The organism is Nocardia sp. NPDC006982 (assembly GCF_042869435.1).
Classification (GTDB): domain Bacteria; phylum Actinomycetota; class Actinomycetes; order Mycobacteriales; family Mycobacteriaceae; genus Nocardia.
The window spans coordinates 716,078-737,876 of the sequence record NZ_JBIAFV010000001.1 but is presented as its reverse complement, the minus strand read 5'-3'; the positions used below and the strand labels follow the sequence as shown (position 1 = coordinate 737,876).

The 21,799-nt window shown below is 68.6% G+C and carries 2 protein-coding genes (1 of these 2 only partly in view); both read left to right on the top strand.

Translation table 11 applies throughout. From position 1 onward, the window contains the following. Positions 1 to 37 precede the first annotated feature (37 nt). Entirely contained in the window at positions 38 to 14,755 is a 14,718-nt protein-coding gene (locus tag ACFYOW_RS03240; protein WP_387284033.1) for an SDR family NAD(P)-dependent oxidoreductase, read from the top strand. After that, positions 14,752 to 21,799, top strand: partial view of a type I polyketide synthase gene (locus ACFYOW_RS03235; protein ID WP_387284031.1) — the 5' portion only. It continues 3,818 nt past the right edge of the window; 7,048 of the gene's 10,866 nt are visible here — the first part of the coding sequence; it begins with the start codon at positions 14,752 to 14,754; its stop codon lies beyond the right edge, outside the window. Before ACFYOW_RS03240 ends, ACFYOW_RS03235 begins: the two co-directional genes overlap by 4 nt.

The window sequence follows — 21,799 nt, the reverse complement described above, 5'->3', positions numbered from 1 at the left end:
ACATGCTTGGAATCGAATAAGGCGAGATAGAGGAATCATGGTCGACGCGAATGAGATCGCCATTGTCGGAATGTCGTGCCGGATGCCCGGCGCTTCCGATCTCGAGAGCTTCTGGCGGTTGCTGCGCGATGGGCGCGAGGCTATCGGCTCCGCTCCCGCAGACCGCCCGCGAATCGAGGAGAAGGCCGGATTCCTGGCTTCGGCATCGGAATTCGACGCCGACTTCTTCGGGGTGGCGCCGAATGAGGCGCGTGCGATCGATCCGCAGCAGCTGCTCGGTCTCGAGCTGAGCTGGGAGGCCCTCGAAGACGCGGGCTACCGCGATCGCGACGGTGCCCGCGCGGGAGTGTTCCTGGGCAGCACCGGAACCGATTTCGCCGAAATCGAGGCGTCGAGGGGTAAGCCCGGCGTCGGCAGGCATTCGTTGTCGGGCGTCGGGCGCGGCGTCGCCGCCAACCGGATTTCGAATTACTACGGGTTCACCGGTCCGAGCATCGTGGTGGACAGCGGGCAGTCCTCGTCGCTGGTCGCGGTGCACCTGGCGTGTGAATCGGTGCGCGGCGGCGAGTGTGATGTGGCCTTGGCGGGCGGGCTGAATCTCATCCTGTCGCCGCTGGGTGGTGAGCGCTACGAGCAGTTCGGCGCGCACTCACCGTCGGGACGGTGCTACACCTTCGATGAACGTGCGGACGGCACGGTTCGCGGCGAAGGCGGCGGCATCGTCGTACTCAAGCCGCTGGCGCGCGCGGTCGCCGATGGTGACCGGATCTACGCGGTGATCCGCGGCAGTGCTATCAACAGCGGCAACGAGCGTCAAGTGCTGAGTGCGCCCAGTATGTCCGCGCAGACCGCGGTGATCAGGGCCGCGCTGGCGGCCGCCGATGTGGAACCCGCGTCGGTGGATTATGTGGAGCTGCACGGAACCGGTACACCCGCGGGCGATCCGGTGGAAGCGCGGGCCCTCGGCGAGATCTATGGCGCCGGGCGGTCCGGGAGCGCACCGCTGGCCGTCGGTTCGGTCAAGACGAATATCGGGCATCTGGAGGGTGCCGCCGGGATCGCCGGCCTGATCAAGACCGTGCTGAGCCTGCGGCATCGGGAACTGGCACCCAGCTTGAACTTTCACACCGCCAATCCGCAGATTCCACTCGAAGCGCTGCGATTGCGGGTGCAGACCGCGACGGAGCACTGGCCGGGCGCGGCACAGCGCCGGGCGGGCGTGTCGTCGTTCGGAATGGGTGGCACGAACGCACATGTGATTCTGGAGGAGGCGCCGGCGCCGGTCGCGGGTGATGCGGGTGTGGCCGCCGCCGACCGCCCGGTGACCTGGGTGTTGTCCGGGCAGAGCCCGGAAGCGTTGCGGCAGCAGGCTGTTCGATTGCAGGAGTGGCTGGCCGGACATCCGGCCGGTGATGCCGCCGATGTGGCGTATTCGCTCATCCATTCGCGCACGGCGTTGGACTGGCGGGGCGCGGTTGTCGGTCGCGATCGCGACGGATTGATGGCGGGGTTGGCCGCGCTGGCCGATCCGGTGGCGCGGGTCTCGGAAGAGGCTGCGGTGGTGTCGGGTCGTGTGGTGCCGCGTCGGGTGGCGTTTGTTTTTCCGGGGCAGGGGAGTCAGTGGGTGGGGATGGGTGCGGGGTTGTTGGCTGGGGGTGGGGTGTTTGCGGAGTCGGTGGTGGAGTGTGAGGCGGCGTTGGCGCCGTTTGTGGGTTGGTCTTTGACTGCGGTGTTGCGGGGTGAGGCTGGGGCTGGGTCGTTGGATCGGGTGGATGTTGTTCAGCCGGTGTTGTTTGCGGTGATGGTGTCGTTGGCGCGGGTGTGGCGTGCGGCGGGTGTGGAGCCGTCGGTGGTGGTGGGGCATTCGCAGGGTGAGATCGCGGCGGCTGTGGTCGCGGGCGGGCTGTCGCTGTCCGATGGCGCGCGCATCGTGGCGGTGCGGTCGCGTGCCGTCGCCGAGGTGCTGGCGGGTTCGGGTGGTATGGCGTCGATCGGTTCTACGGCGGAGGTGGTTGCCCAGCGGTTGTCGGGGTTCGGGGGCCGGTTGTCGGTCGCGGCGGTCAATGGTCCCGGCCAGGTTGTGGTGTCGGGTGAGGCCGCGGCGTTGGACGAGTTTCTGGCGGGGTGTGCGGCCGATGGTGTGTGGGCCAAGCGGATTCCGGTGGATTACGCCTCGCATTCGGCGGCGGTGGAGGCCGTTCGCGATCGGGTGCTGGCGGAGCTGGAATCGATTGTGCCGGTATCGGGTTCGGTGCCGTTCTTCTCGACTGTGACAGCGGATTTCATGGACACCGCCGAGTTGGATGCCGGGTACTGGTACCGGGGGCTTCGTGAGCAGGTGCGCTTCGCCGACGCGATCGAGACGTTACTGGACTCGGGGACGAATGCGTTCGTGGAGACGAGCCCGCATCCTGTGGTGTCGACGGCGATCGAGCTGACGGCGGATTCGATGGGGCTGGCGGACCGGGTCGCGGTCGTCGGCACGCTGCGGCGCGACCACGGCGGCCGACAGCAGTTCGCCGCGGCCTTGGCGCATGCCTACTGCGTGGGTATCGATGTAGCACCGGAACTGCTGGCCTCACCGGCACAGCGGGTGGAACTGCCGACGTATGCGTTCCAGCGGCGGCAGTGCTGGACGCTGGATGGCGTGGAGCCGCTTCCGGCTCCGCAGCGCACCGCGTCCCCGGTTCGAAGCAGGCGTGCCGTGGTGGAGGGCCCGCTGGCGCCGCGGTTGTTCGCCGCGGCCGAGCGTGACCGCGACGCGCTCGTGCTCGAGGTCGTGGCCGAACAGGCCGCGGCGGTGCTCGGCCATGATTCGGCCGATGCCGTCGCACCCGATCTGCCGTTCACCGCCGCCGGGTTCGATTCGGTGAGCGGACAACAGCTTCGGAGCAACCTGGCATCGGCCACCGGTGTGCCGTTGCCCGCGACCCTGATCTTCGACCACCCGACGCCGATGGCGGTGGCGCGGCTGGTGCGTGCACATCTGGAAGGGATCGATCCCGATGTGCCACGAGTGACTCACCGGGCCGTCTCCGATGAGCCGATCGCCATCGTCGGTATCGGCTGCCGTTTCCCGGGTGGTGTCGGATCGGCCGAGGATCTCTGGGAACTCGTCGCGGCGGGACGGGACGTGATCGCGCCGTTCCCATCGGATCGAGGCTGGGATCTGGAGCGGTTGTTCGATGCGGACCCGGATAAGCCGGGGACCGTGTACACCCGGGAGGGCGGCTTCCTCGATGACGCCGGCGGTTTCGATGCGAGCTTCTTCGGCGTGGGCCCGCGCGAGGCGGCGGCGATGGATCCGCAGCAGCGGCTGATGCTGGAGGTCTCCTGGGAGGCGCTCGAGGACGCGGGTATCGACCCCGCGTCGCTGCGCGGCAGCGATACCGGCGTCTACGTCGGCGCCTGCTCGTCGGGATACTCGGCCGGGGTCGTCGGTGAATACGAAGGTTTCCGGCTGACCGGGACATCACACAGCGTGATATCCGGCCGTGTCTCTTATGTTTTCGGTCTGGAAGGCCCGGCGGTCACGGTCGATACCGCGTGTTCGTCGTCGCTGGTCGCATTGCACCTGGCGTGCCAGGCATTGCGTCAGGGGGAAGCATCGCTGGCGCTGGCGGGCGGTGTGAGTGTGTCGGCGAGTCCGAGTCTGTACGTGGATTTCGCGCGACAGCGAGGGCTGGCGCCGGATGGGCGATCCAAGGCGTTCGCCGCCGCGGCCGACGGCGTGACGTGGTCCGAGGGCGTCGGGGTGCTCGTGGTCGAGCGGCTGTCGGACGCACAGCGGCTGGGGCACGACATTCTCGGCGTGGTGCGCGGCAGCGCGATCAATCAGGACGGTGCGAGCAATGGCCTGACCGCGCCGAACGGTCCATCGCAGGAGCGTGTGATCGCGCAGGCGCTGGCCAATGCCGGGCTCCGGGCATCGGATGTGGACGCGGTCGAAGCCCATGGCACCGGAACGGCATTGGGTGATCCGATCGAGGCGCAGGCATTGATCGCCACCTACGGACAGGACCGGTCGGAGCCCTTGCGGATCGGGTCGGTGAAGTCGAATATCGGTCACGCGGTCGCCGCGGCCGGTATCGGTGGTGTCATCAAGATGGTGGCCGCCCTGCGGCGCGAAACTCTGCCGCGAACGCTGCATGTGGATGCGCCGACGCCGCACGTGGACTGGTCGGCAGGGTCGGTGCGATTGCTGACCGAGGCCGAGCCCTGGCCCGTCTCCGATCGGGTGCGGCGTGCGGGTGTGTCGTCGTTCGGGATCAGCGGCACCAACGCGCATGTGATTCTCGAGGAAGCGCCGGCGGTCGTACCGTCGCCGGACGAAGACGCCGCCGCGGTGGCGACCGATGTGGTTGCTGTGCTGGTGTCGGCCAAGTCCGACGAGGCGTTGCGCGCACAGGCGGATCGGCTGCGGCAGTGGATGATCGACCGGCCCGATGCCGGTGTCGCCGATATCGCGTATTCCTCGGTCGAGACACGCGGACACTTCGATCGGCGCGGCGCGGTCGTGGGCCGCGACCGGGAACAGGTGCTGGCCGGTCTCGCCGCTCTCGCCTCGGGCGAGGCGGCGTCGTCGGTCCTCGAGGGGCAGGTCATCCCGGGGAAGACGGCGTTCCTGTTCACCGGTCAGGGTGCGCAGCGAGCCGGGATGGGCGCGCAGTTGTACGGCGCGTTTCCGGTGTTCGCGTCGGCATTGGACCAGGTGTGCGCCCAGATCGATCCGCTGCTCGGCCGGTCGCTGAAAGACCTGATGTTCGATGAGGAGAACGCGGCGCTGCTGGACCTCACGGAGTTCACCCAGCCCGCGCTGTTCGCCTTCGAGGTGGCGCTGTTCCGGTTGGTGGAGTCCTTCGGCATGGCGCCGGATGTGCTGATCGGGCATTCGATCGGCGAGTTGGTGGCCGCCTGTGTGACGGGGGTGTGGTCGCTGGCGGATGCGTGCGCACTGGTGGTGGCACGCGGGAGGCTGATGGGCGCGCTGCCCGAGGGCGGGGCGATGCTCGCGGTGGCGGTACCGGAGGATCGGGCAGCCGGGATGCTGGCCGAGTTCCAGGGCCGGGTATCGATGGGCGCGGTGAACGGTCCGTCGTCGGTGGTGCTGTCCGGTGACGCCGCGGCGATAGCCGAGATCGAGGACAAGCTGGCCGGCGAGGGAGTCAAGACCTCCCGGTTGCGGGTCAGCCATGCGTTCCACTCGGCGTTGATCGAGCCGATGCTCGATGAATTCCGCAGTGTAGCAATGGGGTTGACCTATCACGAGCCGGTCGTTCCGATCGTGTCGAATGTGTCGGGTGTCTTGGCTGGCGCCGAGGTGACCGATCCGGGCTACTGGGTCGACCAGGTGCGTGGCTGTGTCCGGTTCGCACCGGGTATCGAGACCGCGGTAGCGGCCGGGGTGCGACGCTTCGTGGAGATCGGCCCCGATGCCGTGTTGTCCGCGATGACTCGACAGTGCCTGGCCGAGATCCCGGATGTGGAGGCCACATCGACGGTGGTCGCCGCGGCCCGGCGTGCGGCCGACGAGCCGACGCAATTCGTGTCCGCGCTGGCACAGGCCCATGTGGCAGGTATGAGTGTGGACTTGCGCCCGCTGTCGGCCGGTCGCGGTGCACAGCGGGTTTCGTTGCCCAGCTACGCCTTCCAGCATCGGCGGTACTGGCTGCAGCCTGTCGAAGCGGCGGCAGGCGACTCTGGAGGTCATCCGATTCTGACGGGTGTGACCGAGCTCGCCGATACCGACGAATGGTTGTTCACCGGGCGGTTCTCGTTGCGCACGCATCCATGGATCGCCGACCACATGGCCTACGGCGTCGTGGTGGTGCCGGGCGTGCTGTTGCTCGAGTTCCTGCTCGCCGCCGGTCGCGGGATCGGCTGCGAGGTGGTCGAGGAAGTCATGGTGCAGGCGCCGATCCGGCCCGGCGCGGACGCGGTCGATCTGCAGGTGCTGGTGCAGTCGGCCGATGAGTCCGGGCGGCGTTCGTTCGAATTCTTCTATCGGAATGCCTCCGATGAGGCGTGGGTGCGCAACGCCACGGGCGTGTTCGCGGCGGAGCCGAACGACGATTCGGCGTTGGTGTCGCGGCTGCGGGACCAGGAGTGGCCACCGACCGATGCCGAACGCGTGGACGTGGATCGGCTGACGCTTCCGGCGCAGATCACCGAGGACACCGGACTCGAGTACGGTCCGGCGTTCATCGGTGTGCCGGCGGTATGGCAGCGTGGCGACACGGTCTTCTCGGAGGTCGTGCTGGACACCGACGCGGCACCGGAGTCCGGGCACGGTGTGCATCCGGCCTTGATGGAGCTGGTCGTGCATGCCGGGCTGTCCCGCTTGGTTTTCCGGGCCGCGGAGCCCGACCCCGATTCCGGGTGGTTGCTGTTCCAGTGGGGCGGTGCGCGTTTTCACGCGCCGGTGCCCACGGAGGTGACGGAGCTGCGGGTCATGGCGGTGAAAGCCGGAGTGAACACCATCGCCGTCGCGGCCGTCGATACGAACGGCAATCCGATCCTGTCGATCGACGCCGTCATGATGCGTCGCAACGACGCCAAGGAATTCCGGCGCGGCTTGTCCGAGGACGCGGCCGGTCTGTACCAGGTGCACTGGGAGCCTGCCACGGCAGCGTCGGCCGGGTCGCCGGCGCCGTCGATGGCCGTGCTCGCTGATTCGGCGGTACCGGGGATCGGCGTGTCATTCACTTCCGTCGCCGAACTCGTTGCGGCGGAACAGCTTCCGGAAGTCGTGGTGTGGCGCGTCCCGGAACAGGCGGCGGATGGTCCAGCAGCGGTGCGGGCCGGGGTGCACAGCACGCTGGCCACGGTGAAATCCTGGCTTGCCGAGGAGCGACTGTCCGATGTCCGGATGGTGCTGCTCACCACCGGTGGGGCGGGGCTGCCCGGCGAGGTGCCGGATGTGGTGGCGGCCGCGGCGTGGGGGTTGGTCCGCAGTGCGCAGTCGGAGAATCCGGGGCGGTTCGTTCTCCTCGACGAGGATCCGGCCGAGCGGTCGGGCGCCGACCGGATCGCGGCGGTGCTGGCCTCGGGTGAGCCGCAGGCCGCGGTGCGGGGTGCGGGAGTTCTGGTGCCCATGCTCACCCGGACATCGAAGGCCGACGAGGTGCGCGACACCGGCGCGGCGCCGGCTTTCGGCGACGGCGCGGTCTTGATCACCGGTGGTACCGGTGGTCTCGGTGCGTTGTTCGCCCGGCACCTGGTCGCCGAACACGGCGTGCGCAGGCTGGTGCTGTCGTCGCGGCGGGGTCCCGAGGCGCCGGGGGCGTCCGAGCTCGTCGCCGAACTACGCCGGGCGGGCGCCGATGCCCGCGTGGTCGCGTGTGATGTCGGCGACCGTGACGCGGTGCGAAACCTGTTGGACGCCACGGATTCCGACGGCGGTGTGACTGCGGTGGTGCATGCGGCGGGTGTTGTCGACGACGGCACCGTGGAGTCGCTGACCAGTGAACAGGTGGACCGGGTGCTGGCGCCGAAGGTATACGGGGCGTGGTATCTGGACGAGCTGACTCGTGACCGCGATATGTCGGCGTTCGTGGTCTTCTCGTCGATGGCCGGGGTGCTGGGTTCGGCCGGGCAGGGCAATTACGCCGCGGCCAACGCTTTCCTGGACGGTCTGGTGCAGCGCCGCCGCGCGGCGGGATCGGCTGCGGTGTCGCTGGCATGGGGGCCGTGGAACTCCGGCAGCGGCATGACCGGGGAACTGGACAGCACCGCACTCGCACGATGGGAGCGGCTGGGGCTGGGCCGGCTCGGTGATGCCGAGGGCCTGCGGTTGTTCGACGAAGCGGTCGCCGGTTCGCAGGAGCGTCCGGCCGCGATCCGGTTCGACCCGAGCGTATTGCGGCGCGTGTCGGATCTCGATGCGGTTCCGGCCGTTTTGCGCGGTTTCGTACCGCGTTCGATGCGCCCGGCGAAGGCTGTGGGAAAGCCCGCGTCCGGTGCGCTGGCCGAGCGGTTGGCCCAGGTGCCCGAGGCCCGGCGTGCCGACGTGGTGTCGGAGGTGGTGCTGGCGCAGGCGGCGGCGGTGCTTGGACATGATTCGGCGGCCGATATCCGGCCCGATCGGCGCTTCGACGAGATCGGTTTCGATTCGCTGGGTGGCGTGGAATTCCGGAATCGGCTGAACAAGGCCACCGGCATTCAGCTGCCGTCGACTCTGGTGTTCGACTATCCGACCCCCGCGGCTGTGGCGAAACTGGTGTTGTCGAAGGTGGAGCCGAAAGCCGCGAGCGAACCGGTCAAGAAGGTGGCCCGCCGGACCCGGACCGACGAGCCGATTGCCATCGTGGGAATGGGCTGCCGGTTCCCCGGCGGTGTGACGTCGCCGGATGAGTTGTGGGACCTTCTCGCCGGGGGAATCGACGCGACCAGTGAGTACCCGTCGGATCGCGGATGGGATCTGGAGCGGCTGTTCGACGAGGACCCGGACAAGCCGGGCACCGTGTACAGCCGTCGTGCCGGATTCCTCGACGGCGCCGGTGATTTCGATGCCGGCTTCTTCGGAATCAGTCCGCGCGAGGCATCGGCGATGGACCCGCAGCAGCGTCATTTGCTCGAATCATCCTGGGAGGCATTGGAAAACGCGGGAATCGACCCGGTCGCGTTGCGCGGCACCGATGCCGGCGTGTTCGTGGGGGCGTGCTACTCGGGCTATTTCAACCGGGTAACCCCCGAGTTCGAGGGCCATCGGCTCACCGGTACGCAGGGCAGTGTGACGTCGGGACGGCTGTCGTATGTCTTCGGTATCGAAGGACCTTCGGTCACCGTGGACACCGCGTGCTCCTCGTCGCTGGTCGCCTTGCATCTGGCCTGTCAGGCGCTGCGGCAGGGGGAGACCTCGCTGGCCTTGACGGGCGGTGCGACCATCTACGCCGATCCCTATCTCTCCATCGATTTCGCAAGGCAGCGCGGCATATCGCGTGAGGGTCGTTGCAAGTCGTTCGCTGCCACGGCAGACGGCACGGCATTCTCCGAGGGCGTCGGCATGCTCGTGCTCGAGCGCCTGTCGGACGCGCAGCGCGCGGGTCACCCCGTGCTGGCGGTGGTCCGGGGCAGCGCGATCAACCAGGACGGGGCGAGTAACGGTTTGTCGGCGCCGAATGGTCCTTCGCAGGAGCGGGTGATCACCACGGCGTTGGCGAACGCGGGGCTGGAGCCGGCCGATATCGATGCGGTGGAAGCACACGGGACGGGAACGCCGCTAGGTGATCCGATCGAGGCGCAGGCCCTGATCGGAACCTACGGGCAGGGGCGATCGAGTGGGCCGCTGTGGCTCGGGTCGTTGAAGTCGAATATCGGGCACACCACGGCCGCGGCGGGTGTGGGCGGTGTCATGAAGATGGTGCTGGCGTTGCGGCACGAGACGCTGCCGAAAACCCTGCACGTGGACGAGCCGAGCCCGAAGGTGGACTGGTCGGCCGGCGAGGTGGAGTTGCTGACCGAATCGCGGCCGTGGCCGCGCAACGGGCGTGCACGTCGCGCGGGCGTGTCGTCGTTCGGTGTCAGCGGCACCAACGCCCACGCCATCCTGGAGGAGGCGCCGCTCCCGACTCGCGCCGAATCTCCCATTGCCGCACAAGATTCGGACCCCGCCGATTCGGATGCCATGTCGTGGATGTTGTCGGCGGTGAGTCCGGAGGCATTGCGGCAGCAGGCTGTTCGGCTCGAGCAGTGGTTGCGCACGCACCCGGATACCGACGCGGCGGATGTGGCGCATTCATTGCTGCGTCACCGGTCGCAGCTGGAGTGGCGCGGTGCGGTTGTCGGTCGCGATCGCGACGGATTGATGGCGGGGTTGGCCGCGCTGGCCGATCCGGTGGCGCGGGTCTCGGAAGAGGCTGCGGTGGTGTCGGGTCGTGTGGTGCCGCGTCGGGTGGCGTTTGTTTTTCCGGGGCAGGGGAGTCAGTGGGTGGGGATGGGTGCGGGGTTGTTGGCTGGGGGTGGGGTGTTTGCGGAGTCGGTGGTGGAGTGTGAGGCGGCGTTGGCGCCGTTTGTGGGTTGGTCTTTGACTGCGGTGTTGCGGGGTGAGGCTGGGGCTGGGTCGTTGGATCGGGTGGATGTTGTTCAGCCGGTGTTGTTTGCGGTGATGGTGTCGTTGGCGCGGGTGTGGCGTGCGGCGGGTGTGGAGCCGTCGGTGGTGGTGGGGCATTCGCAGGGTGAGATCGCGGCGGCTGTGGTCGCGGGCGGGCTGTCGCTGTCCGATGGCGCGCGCATCGTGGCGCTTCGTTCTCTCGTTGTGGCACAAGACCTTGCGGGTCACGGCGGTATGGCCTCGGTGAGCGCGGCCGCCGAGGTGGTTGCCGAGCGGTTGGCGGGTTTCGGCGGCCGGCTATCGGTGGCAGCGGTCAACGGTCCGGGCCAGATCGTGGTTTCCGGTGAAGTAGCGGCTCTCGAGGAATTCCTGGCGGGGTGTGCGGCCGATGGTCTGTGGGCCAAGCGGATTCCGGTGGATTACGCCTCGCATTCGGCGGCGGTGGAGGCCGTTCGCGATCGGGTGCTGGCGGAGCTGGAATCGATTGTGCCGGTATCGGGTTCGGTGCCGTTCTTCTCGACCGTATCCGGCGATTACGTGGACACGGCGACCTTGGATGCCGGGTACTGGTATCGGGGGCTGCGTGAACAGGTCAGGTTCGCGGAGTCGGTGGCGGCGTTGCAGCGTGCGGGGACGAATGCCTTTATCGAGGTGAGCCCGCATCCGGTGCTGACGATGGGGATCGAGGCGACGGCGGGAGAGCTGGGTCTGGCCGATCGGGTGGCCGTGCTGAGCACGCTGAAGCGTGATCAGGGCGATCCGCTGCAGGTCACCACCGCGTTGGCGCAGGCCTACTGTGCCGGCGTCGACGTGGCGGCCGACGCGTTGGCTCCGGTCGTGACACGGGCGCTCGGTACGCTCCGACCCGTCGCTCGGGTGGATCTGCCGACGTACGCCTTCCAACACAAGCGGTACTGGTTGCAGCCGAGCGCCGCCCGGGATGTGTACCAGTCGGGGCTGGGCGAGGCGAAGCATCCGCTGCTGGGTGCGGCGGTCTGGATGCCGGACTCTGAAGCGGTGGTCTTGACCGGGCGCCTGTCGCTGGCGGATCACCCGTGGCTGGCCGATCACGCGATCAACGGAGCGGCCCTGCTGCCGGGGACGGCCTTCGTCGAATTGGCGTTGCATGCCGGGACGATGGTCGGCTGTCCCCGGTTGGCCGAGCTGGTCGTGGCTGCGCCACTGGTCCTACCGGCCGATGGCGCCGTTGAACTGCGGGTGATGGCGGCCGCACCTGATGATGCGGGAGCACGAGCCGTATCGGTGTATTCGCGCCCGCAGAGCGACGGCGAATCAGACCAGGACGGCACGGGATCGTCCGGCGCACCACGCTCGGAATGGGTACGCCATGCCACGGGAACCGTTGTCGCCTCACAGCTTTCGGCTCCCGAACCGATCGGGGCCGATGCGGCGAGCTGGCCGCCCGTCGGAGCGCTGCCGGTACACATCGGCGATGCGTACGCCGAGTTGGCCGAGCGCGGCTACGACTACGGGGCGATGTTCCAGGGGCTGACCGCTTTGTGGCGCCGTGGCGACGAACTCTTCGCGGAGGTCGCGCTGCCGGAGCAGGCACAGTCGGCGGATCGGTTCGGGGTGCATCCGGCACTGCTGGACGCGGCACTGCACACGATCGGCCTCGGTGGGATGAGTGCGCCTGCCGCGCCCGGTGAGATCCTCGTGCCCTATTCGTGGGAGAACGTGACCGTGGACGCGGTCGGTGCCGCGTCGGCCCGGGTTCGAGTGGCGCCGGCCGGGACCGACCCGCAGGACCAGCGAATCACCCTCACACTCACCGACTCTCGGGGCGCACCGATCGCCGAGATCGCGGCGTTGACCCTGCGTCCGATCCAGATCGGCGCGGTGGGCGCGGCGGCGGCGGACGGTACCTACCGTCTGCGCTGGGTTCCGTTGCCCGCGCCGAATCCGGACGACGTGGCCGCGGCCACGCGGTGGGCGAGCACGGACGACGGCGAGACGGTGACCGTGGACGGCCGGCCCGCGACCGTGATTCGACTCGATGGTCTCGTGAGCGGCGACACGGCGGCAGCGGATACGGACGTGCCCGATGCGGTGCAGAGTCGGCTGGCCGAGGTCGTGGCGCGCGGCAAGGAGCTGCTGGCCCAGGATCAGCGCATCGTCGTGGTCACCCGAGGTGCGGTCGCGACGGCCGCGGGCGAGCCCGTGGATCTCGTCGGCGCGGCGGTCTGGGGCCTGCTGCGCAGCGGACAGAACGAGCATCCCGACCGGATCACCGTTGTGGACGTGGACCGCTGGGACGACTGTCGCGATGCCGTTGCCACGGCCTTGGCCTCGGCGGACGAGCCCCAGGTCGCGGTGCGCGCCGGCGTTCCCTACGTGCCGCGGCTGACATCCGACCGCGGCGGCGAGATGGGAGGCGGTGACGCGCTGCGGGCCCCGGCGTGGGCGTTGCGTCAGCTCGGCAAGGGCTCTTTGACCGGTGACAACTTCGCTCTGGTCGACACCCGCACTGCCGTGCAGGAGCTCGGGCCCGGTCAGGTTCGGGTGAGTCTGCGCGCCTCGGGCGTCAACTTCCGGGACGCACTGATCACCTTGGGTATGTATCCGAACCCGGACGCCACCATCGGCATGGAAGGTGCGGGCGTGGTGCTGGAGGTGGCGCCGGACGTCACCGAATTCGCCATCGGCGACCGGGTTTTCGGGATGATCGAGGGCATCGGTTCGGTCGTTGTGACCGACAGCAGGCGGCTGGCTCCGATACCGCGGGGATGGTCGTTCGCACAGGCGGCCGCCGTGCCTGTGGTGTTCATTACCGCGTACTACAGCCTCGTCGATCTCGCCGACGCCCGGCCGGGGGAGACGTTGCTGTTGCATGTCGCCACCGGCGGTGTCGGCACGGCCGCTGTGCAACTGGCGCGTCATCTCGGTCTGCGGCTGCTGGTCACCGCCGACCGTTCCAAATGGGATGTGCTGCGCGGCATGGGATTCGACGATGCGGTCATCGGTGACTCGCGCACCCTCGACTTCGAGCGGAAGTTCCTCGAGGTCACCGGCGGCAGTGGTGCAGACATCGTGCTCGATTCGCTGGAAGGCGAATTCGTCGACGCCTCACTGAGATTGCTGCCGCGCGGTGGCCGCTTCCTCGAGATGGTGGCGACCGATCGGCGTGATCCCGGCGAGGTCGCCGAGCAGCACCCGGGCGTGCACTACCGCTACTTCCATCTCGACGAGATCGGGCTCGATCGATTGCGCGAGATCATGAGTGCCCTGGTCGAATTGATCGATACGGGGGTACTGGCACCGCCTGCGATCACCGGATGGGATCTGCGGCAGGCGCCGGAGGCGTTCCGGTTCGTGGGCGAGGGCAAGCATATCGGCCGCAACGTGCTCACTATTCCGACCCCGCTGCGCCCCGACGGCACCGTGCTGATCACCGGCGGTACCGGTGTTCTGGGTGCGATGGCGGCCCGCCATCTCGTCGTCGAGCACGGTGTGCGGCGGCTGGTGCTCGCGAGCAGGCGCGGTCCCGCCGCCGACGGTGCCGCCGGCCTGGCGGAGGAATTGACGGCGCTGGGCGCACAGGTGGACGTGGTCGCCTGCGATGTGGCCGACCGGGAGGCGCTCGACAAGCTGCTGGCGAGTATTGCACCGGAGCATCCGCTCACCGGCGTCGTCCACACGGCGGGTGCGCTGGCCGACGGTCTGCTCGCCGACATGACACCGCAGCAGCTCGCGACGACGCTGCGCCCGAAGGTCGACGCGGCATGGAATCTGCACGAGGCGACCGAGGATCTGGATCTGTCGCAGTTCGTGCTCTATTCCTCGGTCGCGGGCGTGATCGGCACTCGGGGACAAGCGAATTACGCCGCCGCCAACGTCTTCCTCGATGCGCTGGCACACCACCGGCACCTGAGCGGTCTGCCCGCGACATCGGTGGCATGGGGTCTGTGGGAACAGCGCAGCGGGCTGACCGATGCTCTCGGCGAAGCCGACCTGGCCCGGTTGCGGCGGGAGGGAATCGTCGCGCTGGGCGAACAGGACGGGCTGGCGCTGTTCGACGCGGCACTGGTGGATCAGGAGTCCGCGCTGGTTGCCGCGCGGTTCGACCGGACCGCGCTGCCCGACCCGGTCCCCGCGGTATTGCGGGGTCTGGTGCGACATTCGAAGCGGAATACGGTGAGCGACAAGCGCTCGCGCGGCTTGGAGCTGGGCCTGATACCGGAAGCCGAACGGGAGCAGGCCGTCGTGGACTTCGTTATCGAACAGGTGGCGGCCGTACTGGGCTACTCGTCTGCCGCAGATATCGAGCCAGACAAGGGATTCGACGAGATCGGGCTCGACTCGCTGTCGGGTGTGGAGCTTCGCAACCGGCTGTCGAAAGCCACCGGTCTCCAGATTCCGGTGACGCTCGTCTTCGACTACCCGACCGCCCCCGAACTGGCCGGTTATCTGTACGAGCGGTTGGCCCCGGCGGTGGCCGTCTCGCCGGATGCGGCCGGCACCACATCCGATGATATCGCCCATCTGGCGGCGATGGTCGATCGGGTCCTGGCCGCGGCGGGAGACGACGACGCCACGGTCACCGCACTGCTCGGTATCGGCGACCGGCTTCGGTCCCACCTGGGCGGGAGGTGGCGCGGCGATGAGGACGAATACGCCGACCTCGCCACACATTCCCCCGACGAGCTGTTCGATCTGATTGATGAGGAGTTCGGTCGCTCATGAGCAACGAGGAAAAGCTCACCCGGTATCTGCGCAAAGTCACCGGGGACCTGCGAACCGCCAACAAGCGCATCCAGGAATTGGAAGAGGGTGCGCGCGAGCCGATCGCGATCGTCGGGATGAGCTGCCGCTTTCCCGGCGGCGTGGAATCCCCCGGGCAGTTGTGGGATCTGGTGGCCTCCGGTGCCGACGCGGTCGGCGGCTTTCCCGTCGACCGCGGGTGGGATCTGGACACACTCTTCGACCCTGATCCCGGTGTGCCCGGGACGATCTATACGCGCGAGGGCGGGTTCATCCATTCGGCGCCCGAATTCGATGCGGGCTTCTTCGGGATCGGTCCACGCGAGGCCGCGTCGATGGATCCACAACAGCGTCTGACGCTGGAGGCTTCCTGGGAAGCTCTCGAGGATGCGGGCATCGACCCGAAGTCGTTGCGAGGCAGCGACACCGGCGTCTTCGCCGGTGTCTTCCACCAGAACTACGGCCCTCGCATCGGCTCGCCGGCGCTGACGGCGGAGGCCGAAGGTCATGCCGTTCTGGGCGTGTCGAGCTGTGTGCTGTCCGGCCGGGTCTCCTACCTGTTCGGTTTCAAGGGCCCCGCGTTGTCCGTGGACACCGCGTGCTCGTCGTCGCTGGTGGCATTGCATCTGGCGTGCCAGGCGCTGCGGCGGGGCGAGACGTCGCTGGCTCTGGTGAGCGGTGTGACCGTGATGTCGGACCCGTCCCATCTGATCGCCTTCGCGCGTCAGCGAGCGCTGTCGGCGGATGCGCGGTGCAAGGCGTTCGCGGCAGCCGCGGACGGGACCGGTCTCTCGGAGGGGCTCGGGATACTGGTCGTCGAACGGCTCTCGGACGCACGGCGATTGGGCCACGACGTGCTCGCGCTGGTGCGCGGGACGGCGATCAACCAGGACGGTGCGAGCAAGGGGCTGACCGCGCCGAACGGTCCGGCGCAGGAACGGGTGATCGCGGCGGCGCTGGCGAATGCGGGCCTCGCACCGTCGGATGTGGACGTGGTGGAGGCGCACGGGACGGGCACCAAGCTGGGTGATCCGATCGAGGCGGGTGCGCTGATGTCGGTCTACGGTGCGCGGGGTGAGCGTGGGCCGCTGCGTTTGGGGTCGCTCAAGTCGAATATCGGTCATACCAATGCCGCCGCGGGTGTCGCCGGTGTGATCAAGATGGTCGAAGCGATGCGCCACGGTGTGCTGCCGAAGACGCTGCATGTGGATGCGCCCACGCCGCATGTGGATTGGTCCGCGGGCACGATGCGGTTGCTGACGGAGGCCGAGCCGTGGCCCGCGGGCGGGCAGGTGCGGCGTGCGGGTGTGTCGTCGTTCGGAATCAGCGGCACCAACGCTCACGTGATCCTGGAGGAAGCCCCTGCCGATCCGGAGGCCGCCGAGTCGGCAGGCGAATCCGAGCAGGTCGTCACGGCCGAGCCCGTGGCGTCGGATGTCGTCGCGCTGATGATCTCGGCCAAATCCGAGGCAGCGCTGCGAACCCAGGCGAACCGGCTGCGACAGTGGTTGCTCGACGACCCCGATGCGGATGCCTGGGATGTGGCGCATTCGCTGGCGACCTCCCGGGCGCTGCTGGACTGGCGCGGTGTGGCGGTCGGGCGTGACCGGGAGGAACTGCTCGCCGGTCTTGCCGATCTCGCGGCCGGTTCGCCCGGCGCGATCGAAGGCCGCACGGGGGCGGGCACAACCGCTTTCCTGTTCACCGGCCAGGGCGCTCAGCGCGCGGGTATGGGCAAGAGCCTGTACACGGCCTTTCCGGTGTTCGCGGCGGCGTTGGACGAGGTGTGCGCACAGTTCGACCTCGCGTCGGGCCGGCGGCTGAAAGACCTGATGTTCGGCGACTCCGCCGAGGTGCTGGCGCGCACCGAAAACACCCAGCCGGCGTTGTTCGCCTTCGAGGTGGCGATGTTCCGGCTGCTCGAATCCTTCGGTATCGCCCCGGATGTGCTGCTCGGGCATTCCATCGGTGAACTGGTCGCCGCGTATGTGGCCGGGGTGTGGTCGTTGCAGGACGCCTGCGCTCTGGTCGCCGCGCGCGGCAGGCTGATGGGCGCGCTGCCCGAAGGCGGCGCGATGCTGGCCGTCGCCGTCGGGGAGGAGCGGGCCGCCGAACTGATCGCCGAGCACGCCGGAAGAGTCTCGATCGCGGCCGTGAACGCCCCCTCCTCGGCAGTGTTGTCCGGGGACCTGGAGGCCATCGAGGCGATCGAGTCCGCGTTGTCGGGTACCGGCGTCAAGACCAACCGCCTCGACGTTTCCCACGCTTTCCACTCCGCCCTCATGGAGCCGATGCTGGCCGAATTCCGTTCGGTGGCACGAAGTATCGCGTATCGATCGCCGCGCCTCGCGATCGTGTCGAACGAAACCGGAGAGCTCGCCGGGGACGCGGTGACCGATCCGGAGTATTGGGTTCGGCAGGTGCGGGGGTGTGTGCGGTTCGCTCCGGGAGTGGACACCCTCGTCTCGGCGGGTGCGCGGCGATTCGTGGAGGTGGGCCCGGATGCGGTGCTGGCGGCGATGACGCGTGCGACCGTGGCCGAGAATGCCGAGGTCGAATCGGTGTCGCGGATCGTGGCGGCGGCGCGCCGATCCGTCGACGAGGTGTCGCAGTTCGTCACCGCACTGGCGCAGATCCACGTCGCGGGTGCGCGGGTGGAATGGGCGTCGCTGTTCGCGGGGCGAGCGGTGCGCCGGGTCGCTTTGCCGACCTACGGATTTCAGCGTCGCCGGTTCTGGTTGCAGCCCAGTGCCGATGCGGCGGCGTCGGCGGATCATCCGATCCTGACCGGTGTGGTCGGCGTGGCCGGGACCGACGAGTGGCTGTTCACCGGCCGGTTCTCGGTGCGTACGCATCCGTGGATCGCCGATCACATGGCCCATCGTGTCGTGGTGGTTCCGGGCGTGTTGCTGCTCGAATTCCTGCTCGCCGCCGGCGGGCGGATCGATTGCGAGGTGGTCGAGGAGATCATCGTGCAGGCGCCGATCCGTCCCGGTGACGACGAGATCGAAGTGCAGGTCCTGGTCGCGGCCGCGGACGAGTCCGGGCGGCGTTCGTTCGAGTTCTTCTACCGCAGGTCGTCCGGCGACGAATGGGTGCGCAATGCGACCGGTTTCCTCGCGCCACGGTGGAATGGCGACTCGGACTTGGTATCCCGGCTCGGTGAGCAGGCGTGGCCGCCGGCCGATGCCGAACTCGTCGATGTCGACCGGGTGGCACTTGCCGAGCAGATCGCGAAAGATACCGGGCTGCACTACGGTCCGGCGTTCATCGGCGTGAATGCGGTGTGGCAGCGTGGCGACACGGTCTTTTCCGAGGCGACGCTGAATACCGACGCGGTATCGGAATCCGGCCACGACCTGCATCCGGCGCTGTTGGAGCTGGTGATGCATGCCGGACTCTCGCAATCCATATTCCGTTTCGCGGAGTCCGATCCGAATACCGGTTGGCTGCTGTTCCGGTGGGGCGGTGCGCGTCTGCACCGGCCGACGCCCGCGGAAGTGACGGCCCTGCGGATCATCTCGGAGAAGACCGGCGCGGATACGGTGTCGGTCGCGGCAGTCGATCCGGAGGGCAGGCCGATCGTTTCGGTTGATTCGGTGCTGCTGCGTCCGTACGACGTCGAGGAGTTCCGGCGCGGTCTGTCCGATGATCAGGACGCCGGTCTGTATCGGGTGGGCTGGAAGACCACGGCCCCGCCTGCGGTCCCAGGCTCTATGCCGGCGTCGGCCGTCCTCGCGGACACGGTGGTGCCGGGAATCGCGGCATCACACAGGGACATTGCCGATATCGTTGCCGCGGAACATGTTCCGGATATCGTCGTCTGGCGTCCGGCGATCGCCGGAGAGGTCGTCGACGATCCGGGTGTGGTGCGGGCACGGGTGCGCAGCACACTGGCCGTGCTCGGGACATGGCTCGCCGAAGAACGGCTGTCGGATGCCTCGCTGGTGGTGGTGACCACGGGTGGTGTCGGTCTTCCCGGCGAGGACGCTGCCATGGATGTGGCAGCCGCCGCGGTGTGGGGGTTGGTCCGCAGCGCACAGACGGAGAATCCGGGGCGGTTCATACTCCTCGACGAAGACCCGGCCGAAGCGGTGGACGCCGATCGGATCGCGGCCGTGCTGGCCTTGGGGGAGCCGCAGGTCGCGGTGCGCGACACCAGGATTCTGGTTCCCCGGCTGACCCGCACCGGCACCGAGGTTCGGAAAGACAATCCCCTGTCGCCGTGGTCGGGTGCGGGGACGGTGCTGATCACCGGTGGCACAGGTGGTCTGGGCGCGGAGTTCGCCCGGCACCTGGTCACCGAGCACGGTGTGCGCAGGCTGGTGCTGACCTCCCGGCGCGGCCCGCAGGCGCCAGGCGCGGACGAGCTGGTCGCCGAATTGGCGCGGGCCGGCGCCGACGCGCGCGTCGTGGCCTGCGACGTCACCGATCGTGACGCGGTGCGGAACCTGTTGGACGCCATGGACTCCGATGGTGGGGTGACCGCCGTGGTGCATATGGCCGGGGTTGTCGACGATGGCACCCTCCAATCGCTGACCGCCGAGCAGGTGGATCGGGTGCTGGCGCCGAAGGTCGACGGAGCGTGGTACCTGGACGAGTGGACGCGCGGCCGAGATCTGTCGGCATTCGTGGTGTTCTCCTCGATCACGGGAGTGCTGGGTTCGGCCGGACAGGGCAATTACGCCGCGGCGAACGGATTCCTGGATGGCCTGGTCGGCCTGCGTCGAGCCGCGGGCTTGCCCGCCATATCGCTGGCGTGGGGACCGTGGCACTCCGGCAGCGGGATGGCCGGCGAGGTGGACGGTGCGGCGTTGGCGCGGTTGGGCCGGTGGGGGCTCGGGCAACTCGAGAATGCCGACGGTGTGCGCCTTTTCGATGCCGCTCTCGCGGTCGCGAGCGACGATGGGCGGCTGGCTCCGCTGCGGTTCGACCCGAGTGTGCTGCGGCGCGTCTCGGATCCCGTGGGGATCCCCGCGGTGCTGAGCGGGTTCGCGCGGCGTCCGCTGCCGGCCGTGAGCCGGTCGGAGGCGAGTTTCGCGGCGGGTTCGCTGGGGGAGCGGTTGGCGCGGGTGCCGCACGCGCAGCGCGGCGACGTGGTGCTGGAGATGGTGCTGGGGCAGGCCGCGGCTGTGCTGGGGCACGATTCGGCGGCCGATATCCGGCCCGATCAACCTTTCGACGAGATCGGTTTCGATTCGCTGGGTGCGGTGGAGTTCCGCAACCGGTTGGCCAAGGTCACGGGGTTGCGGTTGGCGTCGACCCTAGTGTTCGATCATCCGACTCCCGCCGCGGTGGCGAAACACGTGCTGTCGAGGCACGAGCCGAAGACGACGGGCGGACCGGGCAAGAAGGTCGCGCGCCGAACATCGGCGGATGAGCCGATCGCGATCGTGGGCATGGGATGCCGGTTCCCGGGTGGGGTGAAATCGCCGGACGAACTGTGGGATCTGGTGGCCTCGGGGATCGATGCGACCAGTGCGTACCCATCGGACCGCGGCTGGGATCTGGACCGTTTGTTCGACGAGGATCCGGACAAACCCGGGACCGTATACGCCCGCCGCGCCGGATTCCTCGACGACGCAGCGGATTTCGACGCCGGATTCTTCGGGATCGGCCCGCGGGAAGCGACGGCGATGGACCCACAGCAGCGGCAGTTGCTCGAGGCATCGTGGGAGGCCCTGGAGGATGCCGGGATCGATCCGGTTTCGCTGCGTGGCACCGATGCCGGGGTATTCGTGGGTGCGTGCTTCTCGGGTTATTTCAATCGGGTGACCCCCGAGTTCGAGGGCTATCGGCTCACCGGAGCCCAGGGCAGCGTGATCTCGGGCCGGCTGTCTTATGTGTTCGGCCTGGAAGGGCCGTCGGTCACCGTGGATACGGCGTGTTCGTCGTCGTTGGTGTCGCTGCATCTGGCCTGTCAGGCGCTGCGGCAGGGTGAGGCATCGCTGGCATTGTCGGGCGGCGCGACGATCTACGCCGATCCCTATCTTTCCGTCGATTTCGCTCGGCAGCGTGGTCTGTCCCCGGACGGGCGGTGCAAATCGTTTTCCGCCGCGGCCGATGGTGTCGCGTTCTCCGAGGGCGTCGGAATGCTGGTGCTGGAACGGCTGTCGGATGCCCGCCGCCTGGGCCACAACGTTCTTGCTGTGGTGCGGGGGACGGCGATCAATCAGGACGGCGCGTCGAACGGTCTGTCCGCGCCGAATGGACCGTCGCAGGAGCGGGTGATCGCGGCGGCCCTGGCCAACGCCGGGTTGCGGCCCGCCGACATCGATGCGGTGGAGGCGCACGGCACCGGGACGACACTGGGTGATCCGATGGAGGCGCAGGCACTGATCGCCGCCTACGGTCAGGATCGGCCGGGAGCGCCGCTGCGGATCGGCTCGCTGAAGTCGAATATCGGGCACACCTCGGCCGCCGCAGGCGTGGCCGGAGTGATCAAGATGGTGCAGGCGTTGCGGAACGAGACTCTGCCGATGACGCTGCACGTGGATGTGCCCAGCCCGCATGTGGATTGGTCGGCCGGCGGTGTGGAGTTGCTGACCGAGCCGCAGCGGTGGCCGCGCAACGGGCGTGTTCGCCGCGCGGGCGTGTCGTCGTTCGGTGTCAGCGGCACCAATGCGCATGCGATCCTGGAGGAAGCGCCGCCACAACGAATCCCGGTGGCACCCAACCGAACTCCGGCAGACCTGCCGTTGCCGTTGCTGGTATCGGCCAAATCCGAGGCAGGGTTGCGGGCGCAGGCGGATCGGCTCCTGCAGTGGTTGGTGGCCGGACCCGAGCGAGAGATCGCCGATGTCGCATACTCGCTGAGCGCCTTCCGCTCCCATATGGAATTCCGGGGTGCGGTCGTCGGGACGGGGCGCGACGAGATCCTTTCCGGTCTGGCGGATCTGGCGGCGGGCAAGGTGTCTTCCGGTGCGGTCGAGGGCGTCGCGGCGACGGGGAAGACCGCGTGGCTGTTCACGGGACAGGGTGCGCAGCGTGCGGGGATGGGTAAGGACCTCTATGCGGCGTTCCCGG